This is a genomic window from Pseudomonas sp. LARHCG127 (assembly GCF_052871455.1).
Genome location: NZ_JBIXJT010000019.1, coordinates 60,617 through 76,760, shown reverse-complemented (window position 1 = coordinate 76,760; position 16,144 = coordinate 60,617). Strand labels below are relative to the sequence as shown.

Annotated in this window: 14 protein-coding genes and 1 pseudogene; 5 read left to right on the top strand and 10 right to left on the bottom strand. The window is 61.9% G+C overall.

The window, feature by feature from the left end; all coding sequences use genetic code 11:
* Positions 1 to 151: 151 nt before the first annotated feature.
* The 3 genes from ACIPQ1_RS25655 to ACIPQ1_RS25645 all read right to left on the bottom strand — a co-directional run bounded on the left by ACIPQ1_RS25655 (position 152) and on the right by ACIPQ1_RS25645 (position 1,961).
* Entirely contained in the window at positions 152 to 427 is a 276-nt protein-coding gene (locus tag ACIPQ1_RS25655; RefSeq protein WP_003177201.1) for an HU family DNA-binding protein, read from the bottom strand.
* A gap of 192 nt (positions 428 to 619) precedes the next feature.
* On the bottom strand, positions 620 to 1,768 hold the full coding sequence (locus ACIPQ1_RS25650; protein ID WP_446535006.1) for an NAD(P)/FAD-dependent oxidoreductase: 1,149 nt from the start codon (positions 1,766 to 1,768) through the stop codon (positions 620 to 622).
* 25 nt (positions 1,769 to 1,793) lie between these two features.
* On the bottom strand, positions 1,794 to 1,961 hold the full coding sequence (locus ACIPQ1_RS25645) for a rubredoxin (protein WP_003177199.1): 168 nt from the start codon (positions 1,959 to 1,961) through the stop codon (positions 1,794 to 1,796).
* Positions 1,962 to 2,136: 175 nt separating this feature from the next.
* Here ACIPQ1_RS25645 and ACIPQ1_RS25640 point away from each other — a divergent pair, with 175 nt between their 5' ends.
* Both ACIPQ1_RS25640 and ubiA read left to right on the top strand, forming a co-directional pair.
* A complete protein-coding gene (locus ACIPQ1_RS25640; protein ID WP_446535005.1) occupies positions 2,137 to 2,700 on the top strand; it encodes a chorismate--pyruvate lyase family protein in 564 nt (187 codons plus the stop codon).
* Positions 2,700 to 3,590 carry a 4-hydroxybenzoate octaprenyltransferase gene (ubiA, locus tag ACIPQ1_RS25635; protein WP_411386112.1) on the top strand — a complete coding sequence of 297 codons (891 nt, stop codon included), beginning with the start codon at positions 2,700 to 2,702 and terminating at the stop codon, positions 3,588 to 3,590. The genes ACIPQ1_RS25640 and ubiA overlap by 1 nt, the downstream gene beginning before the upstream one ends.
* Before the next feature lie 190 nt (positions 3,591 to 3,780).
* Here the strand turns inward: ubiA and ACIPQ1_RS25630 are convergent.
* Positions 3,781 to 4,155: pseudogene (locus ACIPQ1_RS25630) on the bottom strand (COG4315 family predicted lipoprotein); the annotation flags it as partial.
* A 152-nt stretch (positions 4,156 to 4,307) separates the two neighbouring features.
* Here ACIPQ1_RS25630 and phoB point away from each other — a divergent pair.
* The 3 genes from phoB (at position 4,308) to ACIPQ1_RS25615 (ending at position 7,818) form a co-directional block, all read left to right on the top strand.
* Positions 4,308 to 4,997 carry a phosphate regulon transcriptional regulator PhoB gene (gene phoB / locus ACIPQ1_RS25625; protein ID WP_003177195.1) on the top strand — a complete coding sequence of 230 codons (690 nt, stop codon included), beginning with the start codon at positions 4,308 to 4,310 and terminating at the stop codon, positions 4,995 to 4,997.
* An 80-nt stretch (positions 4,998 to 5,077) separates the two neighbouring features.
* Positions 5,078 to 6,364, top strand: a complete 1,287-nt coding sequence (gene phoR, locus ACIPQ1_RS25620; RefSeq protein WP_411387573.1) for a phosphate regulon sensor histidine kinase PhoR — start codon at positions 5,078 to 5,080, stop codon at positions 6,362 to 6,364.
* 113 nt (positions 6,365 to 6,477) lie between these two features.
* Positions 6,478 to 7,818, top strand: a complete 1,341-nt coding sequence (locus tag ACIPQ1_RS25615) for a hemolysin family protein (RefSeq protein ID WP_186708230.1) — start codon at positions 6,478 to 6,480, stop codon at positions 7,816 to 7,818.
* A gap of 153 nt (positions 7,819 to 7,971) precedes the next feature.
* Here the strand turns inward: ACIPQ1_RS25615 and ACIPQ1_RS25610 are convergent, their stop codons facing one another.
* The 6 genes from ACIPQ1_RS25610 to ACIPQ1_RS25585 form a co-directional block, all read right to left on the bottom strand.
* Positions 7,972 to 8,868, bottom strand: a complete 897-nt coding sequence (locus tag ACIPQ1_RS25610; RefSeq protein ID WP_250963867.1) for a peptidoglycan DD-metalloendopeptidase family protein — start codon at positions 8,866 to 8,868, stop codon at positions 7,972 to 7,974.
* Positions 8,869 to 9,103: 235 nt separating this feature from the next.
* Complete coding sequence (locus ACIPQ1_RS25605) at positions 9,104 to 10,021, bottom strand: response regulator (protein WP_411386110.1); 918 nt, start codon at positions 10,019 to 10,021, stop codon at positions 9,104 to 9,106.
* A gap of 168 nt (positions 10,022 to 10,189) precedes the next feature.
* Positions 10,190 to 10,951, bottom strand: coding sequence for a phosphate signaling complex protein PhoU (gene phoU / locus ACIPQ1_RS25600; protein ID WP_186708236.1), 762 nt, complete (start codon positions 10,949 to 10,951; stop codon positions 10,190 to 10,192).
* 97 nt (positions 10,952 to 11,048) lie between these two features.
* Positions 11,049 to 11,882 (bottom strand): phosphate ABC transporter ATP-binding protein PstB, encoded by an 834-nt coding sequence (gene pstB, locus ACIPQ1_RS25595; protein ID WP_053127038.1) that lies wholly within the window; start codon positions 11,880 to 11,882, stop codon positions 11,049 to 11,051.
* 142 nt (positions 11,883 to 12,024) lie between these two features.
* Positions 12,025 to 13,695: a phosphate ABC transporter permease PstA gene (gene pstA, locus ACIPQ1_RS25590; protein ID WP_411386109.1), complete on the bottom strand. Its 1,671-nt coding sequence runs from the start codon at positions 13,693 to 13,695 to the stop codon at positions 12,025 to 12,027.
* A 15-nt stretch (positions 13,696 to 13,710) separates the two neighbouring features.
* Positions 13,711 to 15,744, bottom strand: coding sequence for an ABC transporter permease subunit (locus tag ACIPQ1_RS25585; protein WP_446535014.1), 2,034 nt, complete (start codon positions 15,742 to 15,744; stop codon positions 13,711 to 13,713).
* Positions 15,745 to 16,144 lie beyond the last annotated feature (400 nt).

The following is a 16,144-nucleotide window of genomic DNA, read 5'->3' as shown; positions in this document are numbered from 1 at the left end:
GTGACGGTACTATCGCCATCGCGAGCAAGCTCGCTCCCACATTGGATGCCTCGCCACGGCCAGCAACGGCACATAAAAAAGGGCATACCGATTCATCGGTATGCCCTTTCGATTGCTGCTTTCTTCCCCCTGGCCGAGGTACTCGTCGCAATTATGGGTTAACGCTGTCTTTCAAGAACTTGCCTGGTTTGAAGGCAACGGTGTTGCTGGCCTTGATCTTTACTGGCTCACCGGTTTGTGGATTCTTGCCAGTGCGGGCGCCGCGGTGGCGTTGCAGGAAAGTGCCGAAGCCCACCAGGGTAACGCTGTCCTTGCGGTGCAGGGCGCCGGTGATTTCTTCGAGGACGGCGTTGAGGACGCGGTTGGCTTGTTCTTTGGTGAGGTCTGCTTTTTCCGCGATAGCGGCGGCGAGTTCTGGTTTACGCATGAAATGAAGCCCCTTTGACGGTTTTTTTGTTGTTATGTCCGTGCTGTTCTCTTTGGAACAGCCCCTAAGGCGCCGCAGGCTCTACTCTGCGGCAGACGGGAGTGAGGATGGCACGGTGCCGAACACCGCGCCAGTGTCCGGAAGACCTTTGTGGGACCAAAAGTAGGGTTTTTGCGACAGAACGACCAGTATTTACGCCAGCAGGGCTGGAAGCTCCTTGTTCAGCGCCAGTTTCTCCATCACTGCCGTGCCCGTCAGCGCGTAGCCCAACAGATTGCCTTGAGCGTCTCGGCACAGTGCCTTGATGTCCGCGCCCATCCCTTCGACGCTCCACACGCCTTCGCTGCCTCGCGGTGGCGGCGACACGACCAATGGGCACACCGGGGTTTTTACGGTAATCGGCATGGCACCGTAACTGACGGCAGTCGGGTTGCCGGCCAGGGTTTGGGCCAAGGCCCGGGCGCAGCTCATCAGCGGCATGACATACAGCAGGTTCAAGCCGTCGACCTCGGCGCAATCGCCCAGGGCGTAGATATTGGCGTGGGAGGTTTTCAGGTGGCGATCGACCACGACGCCGCGGTTGGCCATCAGCCCGGCGGCCGCCGCCAGGTCGATGCGTGGACGCAGGCCGACGGCCGAGACCACCAGGTCGCAGGCGATCACCTGGCCGTCGGACAGGTGCGCCTCCAGCCCATCGGCGACCTTCTGCAAGCGGTTGAGCACAGGGCCCAGGTGGAAGCGCGCGCCGAGGCTTTCCAGCCCGGCCTGGACCGCTGCCGCAGCGGCCGGATGCAGCAGCGTCGGCATGACTTGCTCGCACGGCGCCACCAACTCGACTTCGTAGCCCCCCAGGCTCAGGTCGTTGGCGAACTCGCAGCCAATCAGACCGGCACCCAGCAGCAACACCCGGCGCTTGCCGACGGCCGCAGCCCTGAAGCGCGCGTAGTCTTCCAGGTCGTTGATGGGAAAGATCAGGTCCGCCGCGTCGCCCTGTACCGGCACGCGCACGGTTTCGGCGCCCCAGGCCAGGATCAGGTCGCGGTAGTTCACCGCCTCCTCGCCTATCCACAGCCGTTTGTGGCCCGGATCGATGCCGCTGATGCGGGTGTGGGTGCGCACCTCGGCCTTGAGTTGTTCGGCCATGGCCCCCGGTTCAGCCATGCTCAAACCGTCGGCATCCTTGTTCTTGCCAAAGCCCGTGGAAAGCATCGGCTTGGAGTATGAGCGACCGTCATCCGCGGTGATCAGCAGCAGCGGGGTCTCGCTGTCGAGCTTGCGAAACTCCCGGGCCAGGTTATAACCGGCCAGCCCAGTACCGACGATGACGACAGGTGCACTCATGTTGCTCTCCATTTAAATGAAACGATCAGTTGATTTCGATCATTTCGAAATCCATTTTGCCGACACCGCAGTCCGGGCACAGCCAGTCCGCCGGCACGTCCTCCCAGCGAGTGCCGGGCGCGATGCCATCGTCAGGCCAGCCGTCAGCTTCGTTGTAGATCAGGCCGCAGACGATACATTGCCACTTCTTCATTCCAGTACTTCCTCGAGATGTCAGGCCTTGGCCGGTATTTTCCGGCTCAGGGCCGTTTTGTACTGATCGGTCGCGCCAGATGCAAGCACGATCGGCAGGCCGCAGGCCGGGCCGGTCAAAACCCGTGACCGACATGGTAAGCTCGCGGCCTCATTTGCTGCCATTCAAGACCTCTGTGCCGCATACAAATTCGATTTTTCCTACACTCCAATGGCTGCCCCAGCACCTGCTGTCGCCCCGCCCCGATGCCGGTGTACTCGATTGGTTGTTCGACGAAGGTTCCCTGACCCGGCGCCTCACGCGCCTGTCGGACGGCCACTTCAGCGTGACCCCATTGTTCGAAGGCTGGCAGCCATTGCGCGCCGACGAATGTGCCGCGCTCGACCTGGCCGAGGGCAGCGAGGGCTGGGTACGCGAGGTGTATCTGCGCGGTCGCGACCAGCCTTGGGTGTTCGCCCGCAGCGTGGCGGCGCGCAGCGCCTTGCAGGGTGACGGGTTGCAGATGGACGAGTTGGGCAGCCGCTCCCTGGGCGAATTGCTGTTTTGCGACCAGGCGTTCCAGCGCCGGGCCATCGAGGTTTGCCATTACCCCGAGGCCGGCTTGCCGGAAGACGTACGCGCCGGTGGCCTGTGGGGGCGCCGTTCACGTTTCGACCGCGGTGCGTTGAGCGTGCTGGTGGCGGAAATCTTCCTGCCCCGCTTGTGGACCGTCGCCCGCGCCTATTCGGAGAATTGCTGATGTATGTGCAACTGCTCAAATCCTTGAATCGCCTGAACCCACGGGCATGGGACTTCGTGCAACTGACTCGCATGGACAAGCCCATCGGCATCTACCTGCTGTTGTGGCCGACGTTGTGGGCACTGTGGATTGCCGGTGAAGGCTCGCCGTCCATCGCCAACGTGGTGATTTTCATCCTCGGTGTGGTGCTGACCCGTGCCGGTGGCTGTGTGATCAATGACTGGGCCGACCGCAAGGTGGACGGCCACGTCAAACGCACCGAACAACGCCCGTTGGTGAGCGGCAAGATCAGTTCGAAGGAGGCGCTGGTGTTCTTCGCCGTGCTGATGAGCGTGAGTTTCCTGCTGGTGTTGTGCACCAACGCACCGACCATCCTGCTGTCCCTCGGCGGCCTGGCCCTGGCGTTCAGTTACCCGTTCATGAAGCGTTATACCTACTACCCGCAAGTGGTGCTGGGGGCGGCGTTCTCCTGGGGCATGCCGATGGCGTTCACCGCCGAAACCGGGCATCTGCCGGCGGCCGCCTGGTTGCTGTACATCGCCAATCTACTGTGGACAGTGGGCTACGACACCTATTACGCCATGACCGACCGGGACGACGACCTGCGCATCGGCGTGAAGTCCACGGCGATCCTGTTTGGCGATGCCGACCGGGTGATCATCCTGACGCTGCAAGGCCTGGCCTTGGGTTGCCTGCTGTTGGCCGGGTCTAAATTCCAACTGGGTGGCTGGTTCCACCTGGGGTTGGTGGCCGCGGCCGCGTGCTTCGCCTGGGAATTCTGGTACACCCGAGGCAGGGACCGGATGCGCTGCTTCAAGGCTTTCTTGCACAACCATTGGGCCGGCTTGGCGATTTTCGTGGGGATTGTGTTGGATTACGCGTTGCGCTGAAGCCGAGCCCGAGCACTGAACGTTAGCTCATGCCAGCATGAACCTTGGCTTATGAAAGCCTTTTGTGGCGAGGGAGCTTGCTCCCGCTGGGCTGCGGAGCGGCCCCAAGATTTTTGCGGTCGCTACGCAACCGAGCGGGAGCACGCGCCCGCGCCCCCAAAAAGTGTCGCAGCCGGACGCGGGACTTGGCCTTGGCCACTTTCCAGGCGCCGTCCATTTTGCCGTCGCCGGTCATGTCCCCGGCCTTCTTGTCCATCACGAAGGTGTACAGCGGCATGCCCTGATAAGCCCACTGCATTGAGCCATCATCGCGCTTGATCACGGTCCAGTCGCCCATGGATTTATCACCCGCCGCAGCCATCAGCGGTGGCCAGTTAGCCGCACACTTGTCATTGCATTCCGACTTACCAGCCGAGTCTTTGGCAAAGGTGTAAAGGGTCATGCCCTTATGGTCGGTGAACATGCCATCCTTCTCCATTGCAGGATCGGCAGCCATCGCAACCCCAGGCAGGGCCAGAGCAGCTGCCACCAGCAGGGCTTTGAAAGAAACAGTCATTTGTTTCATGGAAACCTTCTCTTGTGGTTGTCAGGATTCGGACTGAAAAGCTTAGTCCAGGATCCCCCTCGCTGCCGCCTGAGGAAATAACTGTCACACGACTGCAATAATTCCGTTATCTAATGCGGCGCAAGACAGTTAAATGACAAGAGGATTACCCCATGGTTGGCAGGAGCATTCTGATCGTCGACGACGAGGCGCCCATCCGCGAGATGATCGCCGTTGCGTTGGAGATGGCCGGCTATGACTGCATGGAAGCAGAAAACTCTCAACAGGCCCATGCCATCATCGTCGACCGCAAGCCCGACCTGATCCTGCTGGACTGGATGCTGCCCGGCACGTCAGGCATCGAACTGGCGCGACGGCTCAAGCGCGACGAGCTGACCGGTGATATTCCGATCATCATGCTCACCGCCAAGGGCGAAGAGGACAACAAGATCCAAGGCCTGGAAGTCGGCGCCGACGACTACATCACCAAGCCGTTCTCCCCACGGGAGCTGGTGGCGCGCCTGAAGGCCGTGCTGCGACGCGCCGGGCCGACCGATGGCGAAGCGCCGATTGAAGTCGGTGGCCTGCTGCTCGACCCGATCAGCCACCGCGTGACCATCGACGGCAAACCCGCCGAGATGGGCCCGACCGAATATCGTCTGCTGCAATTCTTCATGACTCACCAGGAACGTGCCTACACCCGCGGCCAACTGTTGGACCAGGTCTGGGGCGGCAACGTCTACGTCGAGGAACGCACCGTGGACGTGCACATCCGACGCCTGCGCAAGGCCCTCGGCGATGCCTATGAAAATCTGGTACAAACCGTGCGCGGCACCGGTTATCGTTTTTCGACAAAGGCCTGATCCGAGCCCTTACCGCCCGACAAGCTGACAAGGACGCGCGTCACGTGAATCAAAACTGGCATGGCACCCTGATTCGCCACATGTTGTTGCTGGTGACTGGCTGTTTGCTGATCGGCCTGATCAGCGGTTATTACGGCTGGAGCCTGGCCGCGGGCCTGGGGCTTTACCTGGCCTGGACACTCAAGCAACTGCTGCGCCTGCATGAATGGCTGCGCCTGCATCAACCCGACGAAGCCCCGCCCGACGGCTATGGCTTATGGGGTGAGGTGTTCGACAGCATCTACCACCTGCAACGGCGCGACCAGCGCGTCCGCGGGCGCCTGCAGGCGGTAATCGACCGGGTCCAGGAATCCACCGCCGCGCTGAAAGACGCGGTGATCATGCTCGACAGCGAAGGTAACCTGGAATGGTGGAACCGCGCTGCCGAGACCCTGTTGGGCCTCAAGACGCCCCAGGACAGCGGCCAACCAGTGACCAACCTGGTGCGCCATCCGCGCTTCAAGGAATATTTCGAGCAAGCCAACTACGCCGAGCCGCTGGAGATCCCTTCGCCCACCAATGACCGGTTGCGTATCCAGCTGTACATCACCCGCTACGGCAACAACGAGCACTTGATGCTGGTGCGCGACGTCACGCGCATCCATCAGCTGGAACAGATGCGCAAGGATTTCATCGCCAACGTTTCCCACGAATTGCGCACGCCGTTGACGGTGATCTGCGGCTACCTGGAGACCCTGCTCGACAACGTCGAGGAGGTGAACCCGCGCTGGAGCCGGGCCTTGCAGCAGATGCACCAGCAGAGCGGACGCATGCAGACCCTGCTCAACGACTTGTTGTTGCTGGCGAAGCTGGAAGCCACCGATTACCCGTCGGACAACCAGCCGGTGCCGATCGACGACCTGCTGCAAACCATTGTCGAAGATGCCCAGGAGCTGTCCGGTTCCAAGCAGCAGACCATCACCCTGGAAGCCGACCCGGCGGTGCAGCTCAAGGGCAGCGAGGCGGAACTGCGCAGTGCGTTTTCCAACCTGGTATTCAACGCGGTCAAGTACACGCCGGAGCAGGGCCGCATCCATGTGCGCTGGTGGGGCGACGAGCAAGGCGCGCACCTGAGCGTGCGCGATTCGGGCATCGGCATCGACAGCAAGCACCTGCCGCGCCTGACCGAACGTTTCTACCGCGTCGACTCCAGCCGCAACTCCAATACCGGTGGCACCGGGCTGGGCCTGGCCATTGTCAAACACGTCCTGCTGCGCCATCGCGCCCGCATGGAGATCAGCAGCGTGCCCGGCCATGGCAGCACGTTTACCTGTCATTTCGCCCCGGCCCAAGTGGTTCGCACACGCCTCGCTCGCCCCGCTGATTGAAAGCGCCCACTAGGCAATCGCCGAGTCAGCCGCTACATTGACTGACTTGCGCCTGCCTTTTCAGGCGCTCATTTTCAATTCCTACGACTATTCGGAACCCGCAAAACCCCATCATGGACCCTTCCCCTGGCTTGTCCCTCGTCACACTCTTCGCCGAATTCGGCATGATTCTTTTTGCTCTGATCCTGGTTCTGCTCAACGGATTTTTCGTTGCGGCCGAATTCGCCATGGTCAAGCTGCGTTCGACCCGGGTCGAGGCCATCGCCGAGCAGAACGGCTGGCGCGGGCATATCCTGCGCACCGTCCACAGCCAGCTCGACGCTTACCTGTCGGCATGCCAGCTGGGTATCACCCTGGCGTCCCTGGGCCTGGGCTGGGTCGGTGAGCCAGCGTTTGCCCACATCCTCGAACCGTTGCTGGGCGCGATTGGCGTGCAATCGCCGGAAGTGATCAAAGGCGTGTCGTTCTTCACCGCGTTCTTCATCATTTCGTACCTGCACATCGTGGTCGGTGAACTGGCGCCCAAATCCTGGGCCATCCGCAAACCCGAGCTGCTGTCGTTGTGGACCGCCGTGCCGCTGTACCTGTTCTACTGGGCCATGTATCCGGCGATCTACCTGCTCAACGCTAGCGCCAACGCCATCTTGCGCATCGCCGGCCAAGGCGAGCCCGGGCCCCATCACGAACACCATTACAGCCGCGAAGAACTGAAGCTGATCCTGCACTCCAGCCGGGGCCAGGACCCGAGCGACCAAGGCATGCGCGTGCTGGCCTCGGCCGTGGAAATGGGCGAGCTGGAAGTGGTGGACTGGGCCAATTCCCGGGAAGACCTGGTGACGCTGGAGTTCAACGCGCCCCTCAAGGAAATCCTGGCGATGTTCCGTCGCCACAAGTTCAGCCGTTATCCGGTGTACGACAGCGAGCGCCAGGAGTTCGTCGGCCTGCTGCACATCAAGGACCTGCTGCTGGAACTGGCGGCCCTGGACCACATCCCCGAATCGTTCAACCTGGCCGAACTGACCCGGCCGCTGGAGCGCGTGTCGCGGCACATGCCGCTGTCGCAGTTGCTGGAGCAGTTCCGCAAGGGCGGCTCGCACTTCGCCGTGGTCGAGGAAGCCGACGGCAACATCATCGGCTACCTGACCATGGAAGACGTGTTGGAAGTGCTGGTAGGCGACATCCAGGACGAACACCGCAAGGCCGAACGCGGGATCCTGGCCTACCAGCCGGGCAAGCTGCTGGTACGTGGCGACACGCCGCTGTTCAAGGTCGAGCGCCTGCTGGGGATCGACCTGGACCACATCGAAGCCGAAACCCTGGCCGGGCTGGTCTATGAAACCCTCAAGCGCGTGCCGGAAGAGGAAGAAGTGCTGGAAGTCGAAGGCCTGCGGATCATCATCAAGAAGATGAAAGGGCCGAAGATCATCCTGGCGAAGGTGTTGATGCTCGATTGAGCATCAAACTTCCCGCAAGTTGAAGGCATAACCCGCTGTGGCGAGGGAGCTTGCTCCCGCTGGGTCGCGAAGCGGCCCCAAAAGCGACGACTGCTTCGCAGCCGAGCGGGAGCAAGCTCCCTCGCCACAAAAAAGCCTCCCGAATCTACAGTGCTACTGCTTGCCCAACGCAAAGTTGGGCAAGTCGCCCACCGGTTGATTGAACTGATAGGGAATCGACACCAGCCCCAACCCGGTATTGCGCTGCACCACGAAATGCAGGTGCGGGCCTGAGCTGTTGCCGGTATTGCCCGACAACGCCAACGGCGTGCCCACCGCGACCCGCTGCCCTTCCCGTACGCTCACCGAGCCTTTCTGCAGGTGCAGGTAGACGCCCATGGTGCCGTCGTCGTGCAGCACCCGCACGAAGTTGCCCGCAGGATCATCCCCGCGGCCGGTCTGTTCGTTTTCGGTCTTGATCACCACGCCTCCTCGCGCGGCGATGATCGGCGTGCCTACGGGCATGGCGATGTCCATGGCGTAGCGGTTCTTCGGGCCGTAATGGCTATATTGGCCGTTGGCGCCTTGGCTCAGCCGGAACGGCCCGCCGCGCCAAGGCAGCGGGTATCGATAGGCCTCGGCGGCGCCTGCCGGGTCGCCCAGGGAATATTCGAACCTTGGGGTATACACCAGCGGCCGACCGGGCCGGGTAGCCGTCAGCAGCGCCAGGCGCAGGTTGCTGCGTGCCGGCAGCACCCGACGAATCGGCCGGCTCGGCGCCCCGCTGACATTGCGCAGCCCGGCGAAACTCAACTCGATCTCCACCGGCGCGTACAAATCGTTGCGCACGAACACCGCGTCCGCACCATTCTGCTTCTTGATATCGAGAAACACCTGGCGCTCCAGGCGTTCGACCATGCGGTCGCGAAACACGAACACCTGGGCGCCCTTGCTGGGACGGTCGCTATAGGACACCACGCCGTTGGCATCGGTGGATTTGTAGATGGTCATGGCCATGGCCGGGGTGGCGGCCAGGACGAGACCACAGGCGAACAGCAACGGCACGAGCATGGGCAAGAATTCTGTCGATAAATGAAGGCCTGTACAGCAGCCTAGCAGCTGGGATGGACCAGCGTAGTCGACGGATGTTTCAAAATTGGATCAACGATTGTTGTTGAGGCTGATGGCCCCATCGCGAGCAAGCTCGCTCCCACAGGGGATTTGCGTCAGGCACGCACCTGTGGCCTGCACGCATCACTGTGGGAGCGAGCTTGCTCGCGATAGCGGGCTGAAGGGCGCCGCCGAATCAGGCGCCCGGTACGAAGTGCTTCTGCGCCGTGCCGCGGGCGATTAGGCGGGAGATGTAGTCGAGCTTCTGGGGGTCTTTGTCGACGAAGCGGAACGTCAGTTGCAACCATTCGCTGTCGGGCGTCTGCTCATGGGCGACGATGGCGTGCAAATAGCCGTTGAGACGCGCGGTTTCGGCGTTGTCGCCCTGTTCCATGTCCAGCACCGCGCCTTCGAGTACTTGCGGCAGGGTGTCGGAGCGTTTGACCACCAGCAGCGCTTCCTTGAGGCTCAGGGCCTTGATCACGCATTGCTGGGTGCCACTGGACAGACGCAACTGGCCTTGGCCGCGATTGGCCGTCGAAGCGGCGGCTACCGGTGCCTTGACCGGTGGGCTGTTGAGCAGGCCACGAGCCGGGGCGGCAGCAGCAGGGACGGCCGGGGCCGACGCAACCGCCGCCACCGGCGCCTTGCCGCCCGTCAGGGCGCTGAGGGAATCATTGCCGAACGCCGAGTTCATCTTGGTCGGGGCACTGTTCATCAGCGTGTCGAGCTTGCCGACCTTGTGCAGGGCCTGCTTGACCTTGGTCAGCAGCTGTTCGTTGGTGAACGGCTTGCTGACGTAGCCGGAAACGCCGGCCTGGATCGCCTGGACCACGTTTTCCTTGTCGCCGCGGCTGGTGACCATCACGAACGGCATGCCCTTGAGACTGTCCTGCTGGCGGCACCAGGTCAGCAGTTCCAGGCCGGACATTTCCGGCATTTCCCAATCGCACAGCACCAGGTCGAACGCCTCGCGAGCCAGCAGGGCCTGGGCTTTCTTGCCGTTCACCGCGTCTTCGATACGCACGCCCGGGAAGTAGTTGCGCAGGCACTTCTTCACCAGGTCACGAATGAACGAAGCATCGTCCACGACCAACACACTGACCTTACTCATCCAGATACACCTCTAAAAAATCCCGGCAAGCATACCGCTTTTACTGATGGCACATTGCCAAAAAACCTTCAGTCACGCCGGGACTTTTCGTTCGCGGGGTGCTGCTTTCGATGAAAAAAAATCCAAAAAAAAGCCCGACCAGAAGGCCGGGCGCTTTTCTTGGCAATCTTACTTATCGTCAGTTGCGCCCGGAACATTAGCGGTTTCGGACAGGGTGCCCTCAACTTCTTCCTTCATGCGCTTGAGCCCCATATGGCGTACATCGGTGCCGCGCACCAGGTAGATGACAAGTTCCGAGATGTTGCGCGCATGATCGCCGATACGCTCCAAGGAACGCAGCACCCAGATAATGCTCAACACCCGGGAGATGGAACGCGGGTCTTCCATCATGTAGGTCGCCAGCTCGCGCAGGGCGGTCTTGTATTCGCGATCGATGATCTTGTCGTACTGGGCCACCGACAACGCCAGGTCGGCGTCGAAGCGGGCAAAGGCATCCAGCGCGTCGCGAACCATGTTGCGCACCTGGTCGCCAATGTGGCGAACCTCGACGTAACCACGCGGCGCTTCGCCTTCTTCGCACAACTGGATGGCGCGACGAGCGATCTTGGTGGCTTCGTCGCCGATCCGCTCAAGGTCGATCACTGACTTGGAGATGCTGATGATCAGCCGCAGGTCGGACGCAGCCGGCTGGCGACGGGCCAGGATACGCAGGCACTCTTCGTCGATGTTGCGTTCCATCTGGTTGATCTGGTCATCGATTTCGCGCACCTGCTGGGCCAGGCCGGAGTCGGCCTCGATCAGCGCGGTCACCGCGTCGTTGACCTGCTTTTCCACCAGCCCGCCCATGGCCAGCAAGTGACTGCGCACTTCCTCAAGCTCGGCATTGAACTGTGCGGAAATGTGGTGAGTAAGGCCTTCCTTCGAAATCATCTTGTTCGCTCCGCGAAAGTTGCAAGCTTCAAGCTGCAAGCTTCAAGCAGTTAAATGTTGATCCTGATAGCGCAGTGCGGCTATGCAGTTGCCTCGACTAGCCGTAGCGACCGGTGATGTAGTCTTCGGTCTGTTTCTTGGCCGGATTGGTGAACAGCGTATCGGTATCGCCAAATTCCACCAGTTTGCCCATGTACATGAACGCGGTGTAGTCGGACACCCGCGCCGCCTGCTGCATGTTGTGGGTCACGATGACGATGGTGAACTTGGACTTGAGCTCGTAGATCAGCTCTTCGACTTTCAGCGTCGAGATCGGGTCCAGGGCCGAGCAAGGTTCGTCGAGCAGCAGCACTTCCGGCTCCACCGCGATGGTACGGGCGATCACCAGGCGCTGCTGCTGACCACCGGACAGGCCCAGGGCCGACTCATGCAGACGATCCTTGACTTCATCCCACAATGCCGCGCCCTTGAGGGCCCATTCCACGGCTTCGTCGAGGACGCGCTTTTTGTTGATGCCCTGGATGCGCAGGCCGTAGACCACGTTCTCGTAGATGGTTTTCGGAAACGGGTTAGGCTTCTGGAACACCATGCCGACGCGACGACGCAGCTCGGCCACGTCTTCGCCCTTGCGGTAGATGTTGTTGCCGTAGAGGTTGATTTCACCTTCGACGCGGCAGCCGTCCACCAGATCGTTCATGCGGTTGAAGGTGCGCAGCAAGGTCGACTTGCCGCAACCCGACGGGCCGATGAACGCGGTGACGCGTTGTTTCGGGATATTCAGGCTGACGTCGTACAGCGCCTGTTTCTCGCCGTAGAACAGGTTCAGGCCGGGCACTTCGATAGCCACAGTTTCCTGGGCCAGGTCCAGGCTCTGCTTGTCGCGGCCCAGGGCCGACATGTTGATGCCGTGTGTATGTGCTTCGTGTTGCATGGGAGGCTCCCTGTGCTAACAAATTCGGTTCGGAACGCCTTTTCTGGCGGCCCCATGAAATTCCAGTGTGGGAGCGAGCCTGCTCGCGAAGGGCCTTTGAGGCCGCCAAAAGCTTCGCGAGCAGGCTCGCTCCCACAGATCATCAACTATCCAGTGCTTTGTATTTTTCGCGCAGGTGGTTACGGATCCACACCGCCGACAGGTTGAGGGTGGCGATCACCAGCACCAGCAGCAGTGCCGTGGCGTAGACCAACGGCCGGGCTGCCTCGACGTTCGGGCTCTGGAAGCCGACGTCATAGATATGGAAGCCAAGGTGCATGATCTTCTGGTCCAGGTGCAGGTACGGGTAGTTGCCGTCCAGCGGCAGCGACGGGGCCAGCTTCACCACGCCCACCAGCATCAACGGTGCCACTTCACCGGCGGCACGGGCCACGGCGAGGATCATCCCGGTCATCATCGCCGGGCTCGCCATCGGCAGGACGATTTTCCACAAGGTCTCGGCCTTGGTCGCGCCGAGGGCCAGGGAGCCTTCGCGCACGGTGCGCGGGATCCGCGCCAGGCCTTCTTCCGTGGCCACGATCACCACCGGCACCGCCAGCAACGCCAGGGTCAGGGACGCCCAGAGCAGGCCCGGGGTGCCGAAGGTCGGCGCCGGCAAGGCTTCGGGGAAGAACAGGCGGTCGACCGAACCACCCAGCACGTAGACAAAGAAGCCCAGGCCGAACACACCGTAGACAATGGCCGGAACGCCGGCGAGGTTGTTCACCGCGATGCGGATCAAGCGGGTCATCGTGCCTTGGCGGGCATATTCACGCAGGTAGACCGCTGCCAGCACACCAAACGGCGTGACGATCATCGCCATGATCAGGGTCATCATCACGGTGCCGAAAATCGCCGGGAAGATGCCGCCTTCGGTGTTGGCCTCACGAGGGTCGTCGCTGAGGAATTCCCAGACCTTGCTGAAGTAGAAACCCATCTTGGTGAACGTGCCCATGCCGTTTGGCTGGTAGGCGTGCACCACTTTGCCGATTTCGATTTCCACTTCCTTGCCGTTGGCATCGCGGGCCGTCAGGCTGTCGCGGTTGAACTGCGCGTGCAGGTCGGCCAGGCGCGCTTCGATGTCCTTGTAGCGGGCGTTGAGTTCGGCGCGTTCGCTTTCCAGGTCGGCCTGGGCGGCGGCGTCGAGCTTGCCGTCCAGTTCCAGTTTGCGACCGTGCAGGCGGATACGCTCCAGGCCAGCGTTGATGGCGCCGATGTCGACTTTTTCCAGGGTCTTGAGCTCGGCGGCCAACTGGTTGACGCGCTGTACCCGAGCCTGCAGTTGCGGCCAGGCGGCCTCGCCTTCGGCGATGACCTTGCCGCCTTCCTTGACGTTGACCAGGTAGCCGTAGAAATTGCCCCACTCACGACGCTCGATGGCCATCAGTTCCGGCGGCGTCGTCTGGTTGCTCAGCCAATCGCCGACGATCCAGGTGAAGTCGGTGCCGTTCAGGTCGCGGTTGCCGACCTTGATCAGTTCGCGGGTCATGAACTCGGGGCCTTCGTCCGGCACCGGCAGGCCGGCGCTTTTCAGGCGCTCACGAGGCACTTCTTCTTTCTGTACGACTTCGCCGACCACCAGGTGCGCAGGCATGCCCGGTACGTTGTAGCTGGCGTGGATCAGGTCCGCCGGCCAGAAGTGGCCCAGGCCGCGCACGGCGATCACCGCCAGCAGGCCAATGGTCATGATGACCGCGATGGACACCGCGCCACCGCTGATCCAGACGCCGGGGGCGCCGCTCTTGAACCATCCTTTCAGGGAGTTCTGTTTCACAGACTTCTACCTTTCTTAAAGCGACGAATATTTCTTGCGCAGACGCTGACGGATCAGCTCGGCGAGGGTGTTCATGACGAAGGTGAACAACAGCAGCACCAGGGCCGACAGGAACAGCACGCGGTAATGGCTGCCGCCGACTTCGGATTCCGGCATCTCCACCGCCACGTTGGCCGCCAGGGTGCGCAGGCCTTCGAACAGGTTCATTTCCATGACCGGCGTGTTACCGGTGGCCATCAACACGATCATGGTCTCGCCCACTGCACGGCCCATGCCGATCATCAGCGCCGAGAAAATGCCCGGGCTGGCGGTGAGGATCACCACGCGAGTCATGGTCTGCCATGGCGTGGCACCGAGGGCCAGGGAGCCCAGGGTCAGGCCGCGCGGCACGCTGAACACGGCGTCTTCGGCGATGGAATAGATGTTCGGGATCACCGCGAAGCCCATCGCCAGGCCAACCACCAAGGCGTTGCGCTGGTCGTAGGTGATGCCCAGGTCATGGGAGATCCACATGCGCATGTCGCCGCCGAAGAACCAGGTTTCCATGTACGGGCTCATGTACAGCGAGAGCCAGCCCACGAACAGGATCACCGGGATCAACAGGGCGCTTTCCCAACCGTCCGGCACTCGCAGGCGAATGGATTCCGGCAGGCGACTGAAGGTGAAACCGGCGACCAGGATGCCGATGGGCAGCAACATCAGCAGACTGAAGATGCCCGGCAGGTGCCCTTCGACGTACGGCGCCAGGAACAGGCCGGCGAAGAAACCGAGGATCACCGTCGGCATCGCTTCCATCAGCTCGATCACCGGCTTGACCTTGCGCCGCATGCCCGGGGCCATGAAGTAGGCGGTGTAGATCGCCGCGGCCACCGCCAGCGGCGCCGCCAGCAGCATCGCGTAGAACGCCGCTTTCAGGGTACCGAAGGTCAGCGGCGAGAGGCTCAGCTTGGGTTCGAAGTCGGTGTTGGCGGCGGTCGATTGCCAGACGTATTTAGGTTCGTCGTAGTTTTCGTACCAGACCTTGCTCCACAACGCGCTCCAGGACACTTCCGGGTGCGGGTTGTCCAGCGTCAACGGTTGCAGCTTGCCACCCTGTTCGACGATCAGGCGGTTGGCCCGTGGCGACAGGCCGAACAAGCCTTGGCCGTCGACCACTTGGTCCACCAGCAGGGTGCGGTGGGCGGTGCTGTGGAACACGCCCAGCTTGCCGGCGATGTCGAGTGCCACGAAACCTTTGCGACGTTCTTCGGCGCTGATCTCAATGATGGGCGCGCTGCCCATCTGGAAGGTACGAATCTGTTTGAAGCGCAGCTCGCCGTCCGGGTCGCGGGCCATGAACCACTGGGCCAGGCCGCCCTTGGAGTCGCCGATGATCAGCGAGATCCCGCCGACCAACTGGGCGGCGGCGGTGACTTGGGCGTCGCCGTTCTCCAGCAGTTTGTAACGGCCATTGAGGCTCTTGTCCCGCAGGCTGAACACATCGGCCTGGGCGCGACCGTTGACCACGTACAACCATTGCTGGCGCGGGTCGACGAAAATGTTCTTCACTGGCTCGGTCATCTGCGGCAGGTCGATACGCGTCTGCTCGCTGGTGACTTCACCGGTCATCATGTTTTCTTCGCTGGTAAGCGACAGTACATACAGCTGGGCGCCGCTGGAGCCGGCCAGCAACAGGGTCGAATCGGTGGCGTTGAGGCTGACGTGCTCCAAAGGCGCGCCCTGCTCGTTCAACGCTATCGGCGCCTCGCCGTAAGGGTATTCGATGGCGGGCGAAATGGTTTTCTTGCCGTCAGGATAGCTGACTTTATAGGTGTGGCGGAACACCAGGGCCTGGCCGTTGGACAGACCGATCGCCACCAGCGGGCTGCCGGGCTGGTCTTCCGCAATGGAGACCACAGTGGCACCGGCAGGAACCGGCAGGTCGACACGGCGCAGTTCGGCGCCGCTGTCGAGTTCGTAGAACAGTGCCTGGCCCTTGTCGGAAACGCGCATGGCCACCTGGTTCTGTTCTTCGATGGCGATCATCAGCGGTTTGCCGGCGTCTTGCATCCAGGCCGGGGTGATCGAATCCTTGGCGGTCAGGTCCGCGCCCTGGAACAGGGGCAGCACCACGTAGGCCAGGAAAAAGAAAATCAGCGTGATGGCAGCCAGGACGGCGAGACCGCCGACCAGCACGTACCAGCGGGTCAGGCGATCCTTGAGCGCGCGGATGCGGCGCTTGCGTTGCAGCTCAGGCGTATTGAAGTCAATGCGCTTGGGAGGGGAAGTCGTAGTCATTGTGGAGTTGGCCAGATCATTCATGCGCACACCCTAGCGATCCTGTATGACAGAAAGATGACAGTGAAGTGACGCAACAAATCCGCCGCCAGCTAGAAGCGGCAGCGGACAGAAAATTTGGCTGTGGGAGTGGCATCCACTCCCACAGCAGCCCGGGCGTTGGCCCGGGCTC

Excerpts from the sequence above, each read along its gene's own strand:
- ACIPQ1_RS25655 (WP_003177201.1), bottom strand. The coding sequence starts at position 427 with ATGCGTAAACCAGAACTCGCCGCCGCTATCGCGGAAAAAGCAGACCTC.
- ACIPQ1_RS25650 (WP_446535006.1), bottom strand. The coding sequence starts at position 1,768 with ATGAGTGCACCTGTCGTCATCGTCGGTACTGGGCTGGCCGGTTATAAC.
- ACIPQ1_RS25645 (WP_003177199.1), bottom strand. The coding sequence starts at position 1,961 with ATGAAGAAGTGGCAATGTATCGTCTGCGGCCTGATCTACAACGAAGCT.
- ubiA (WP_411386112.1), top strand. The coding sequence starts at position 2,700 with ATGTATGTGCAACTGCTCAAATCCTTGAATCGCCTGAACCCACGGGCA.
- phoB (WP_003177195.1), top strand. The coding sequence starts at position 4,308 with ATGGTTGGCAGGAGCATTCTGATCGTCGACGACGAGGCGCCCATCCGC.
- phoR (WP_411387573.1), top strand. The coding sequence starts at position 5,078 with ATGTTGTTGCTGGTGACTGGCTGTTTGCTGATCGGCCTGATCAGCGGT.
- ACIPQ1_RS25615 (WP_186708230.1), top strand. The coding sequence starts at position 6,478 with ATGGACCCTTCCCCTGGCTTGTCCCTCGTCACACTCTTCGCCGAATTC.
- ACIPQ1_RS25610 (WP_250963867.1), bottom strand. The coding sequence starts at position 8,868 with ATGCTCGTGCCGTTGCTGTTCGCCTGTGGTCTCGTCCTGGCCGCCACC.
- ACIPQ1_RS25605 (WP_411386110.1), bottom strand. The coding sequence starts at position 10,021 with ATGAGTAAGGTCAGTGTGTTGGTCGTGGACGATGCTTCGTTCATTCGT.
- phoU (WP_186708236.1), bottom strand. The coding sequence starts at position 10,951 with ATGATTTCGAAGGAAGGCCTTACTCACCACATTTCCGCACAGTTCAAT.
- pstB (WP_053127038.1), bottom strand. The coding sequence starts at position 11,882 with ATGCAACACGAAGCACATACACACGGCATCAACATGTCGGCCCTGGGC.
- ACIPQ1_RS25585 (WP_446535014.1), bottom strand. The coding sequence starts at position 15,744 with ATGCAAGACGCCGGCAAACCGCTGATGATCGCCATCGAAGAACAGAAC.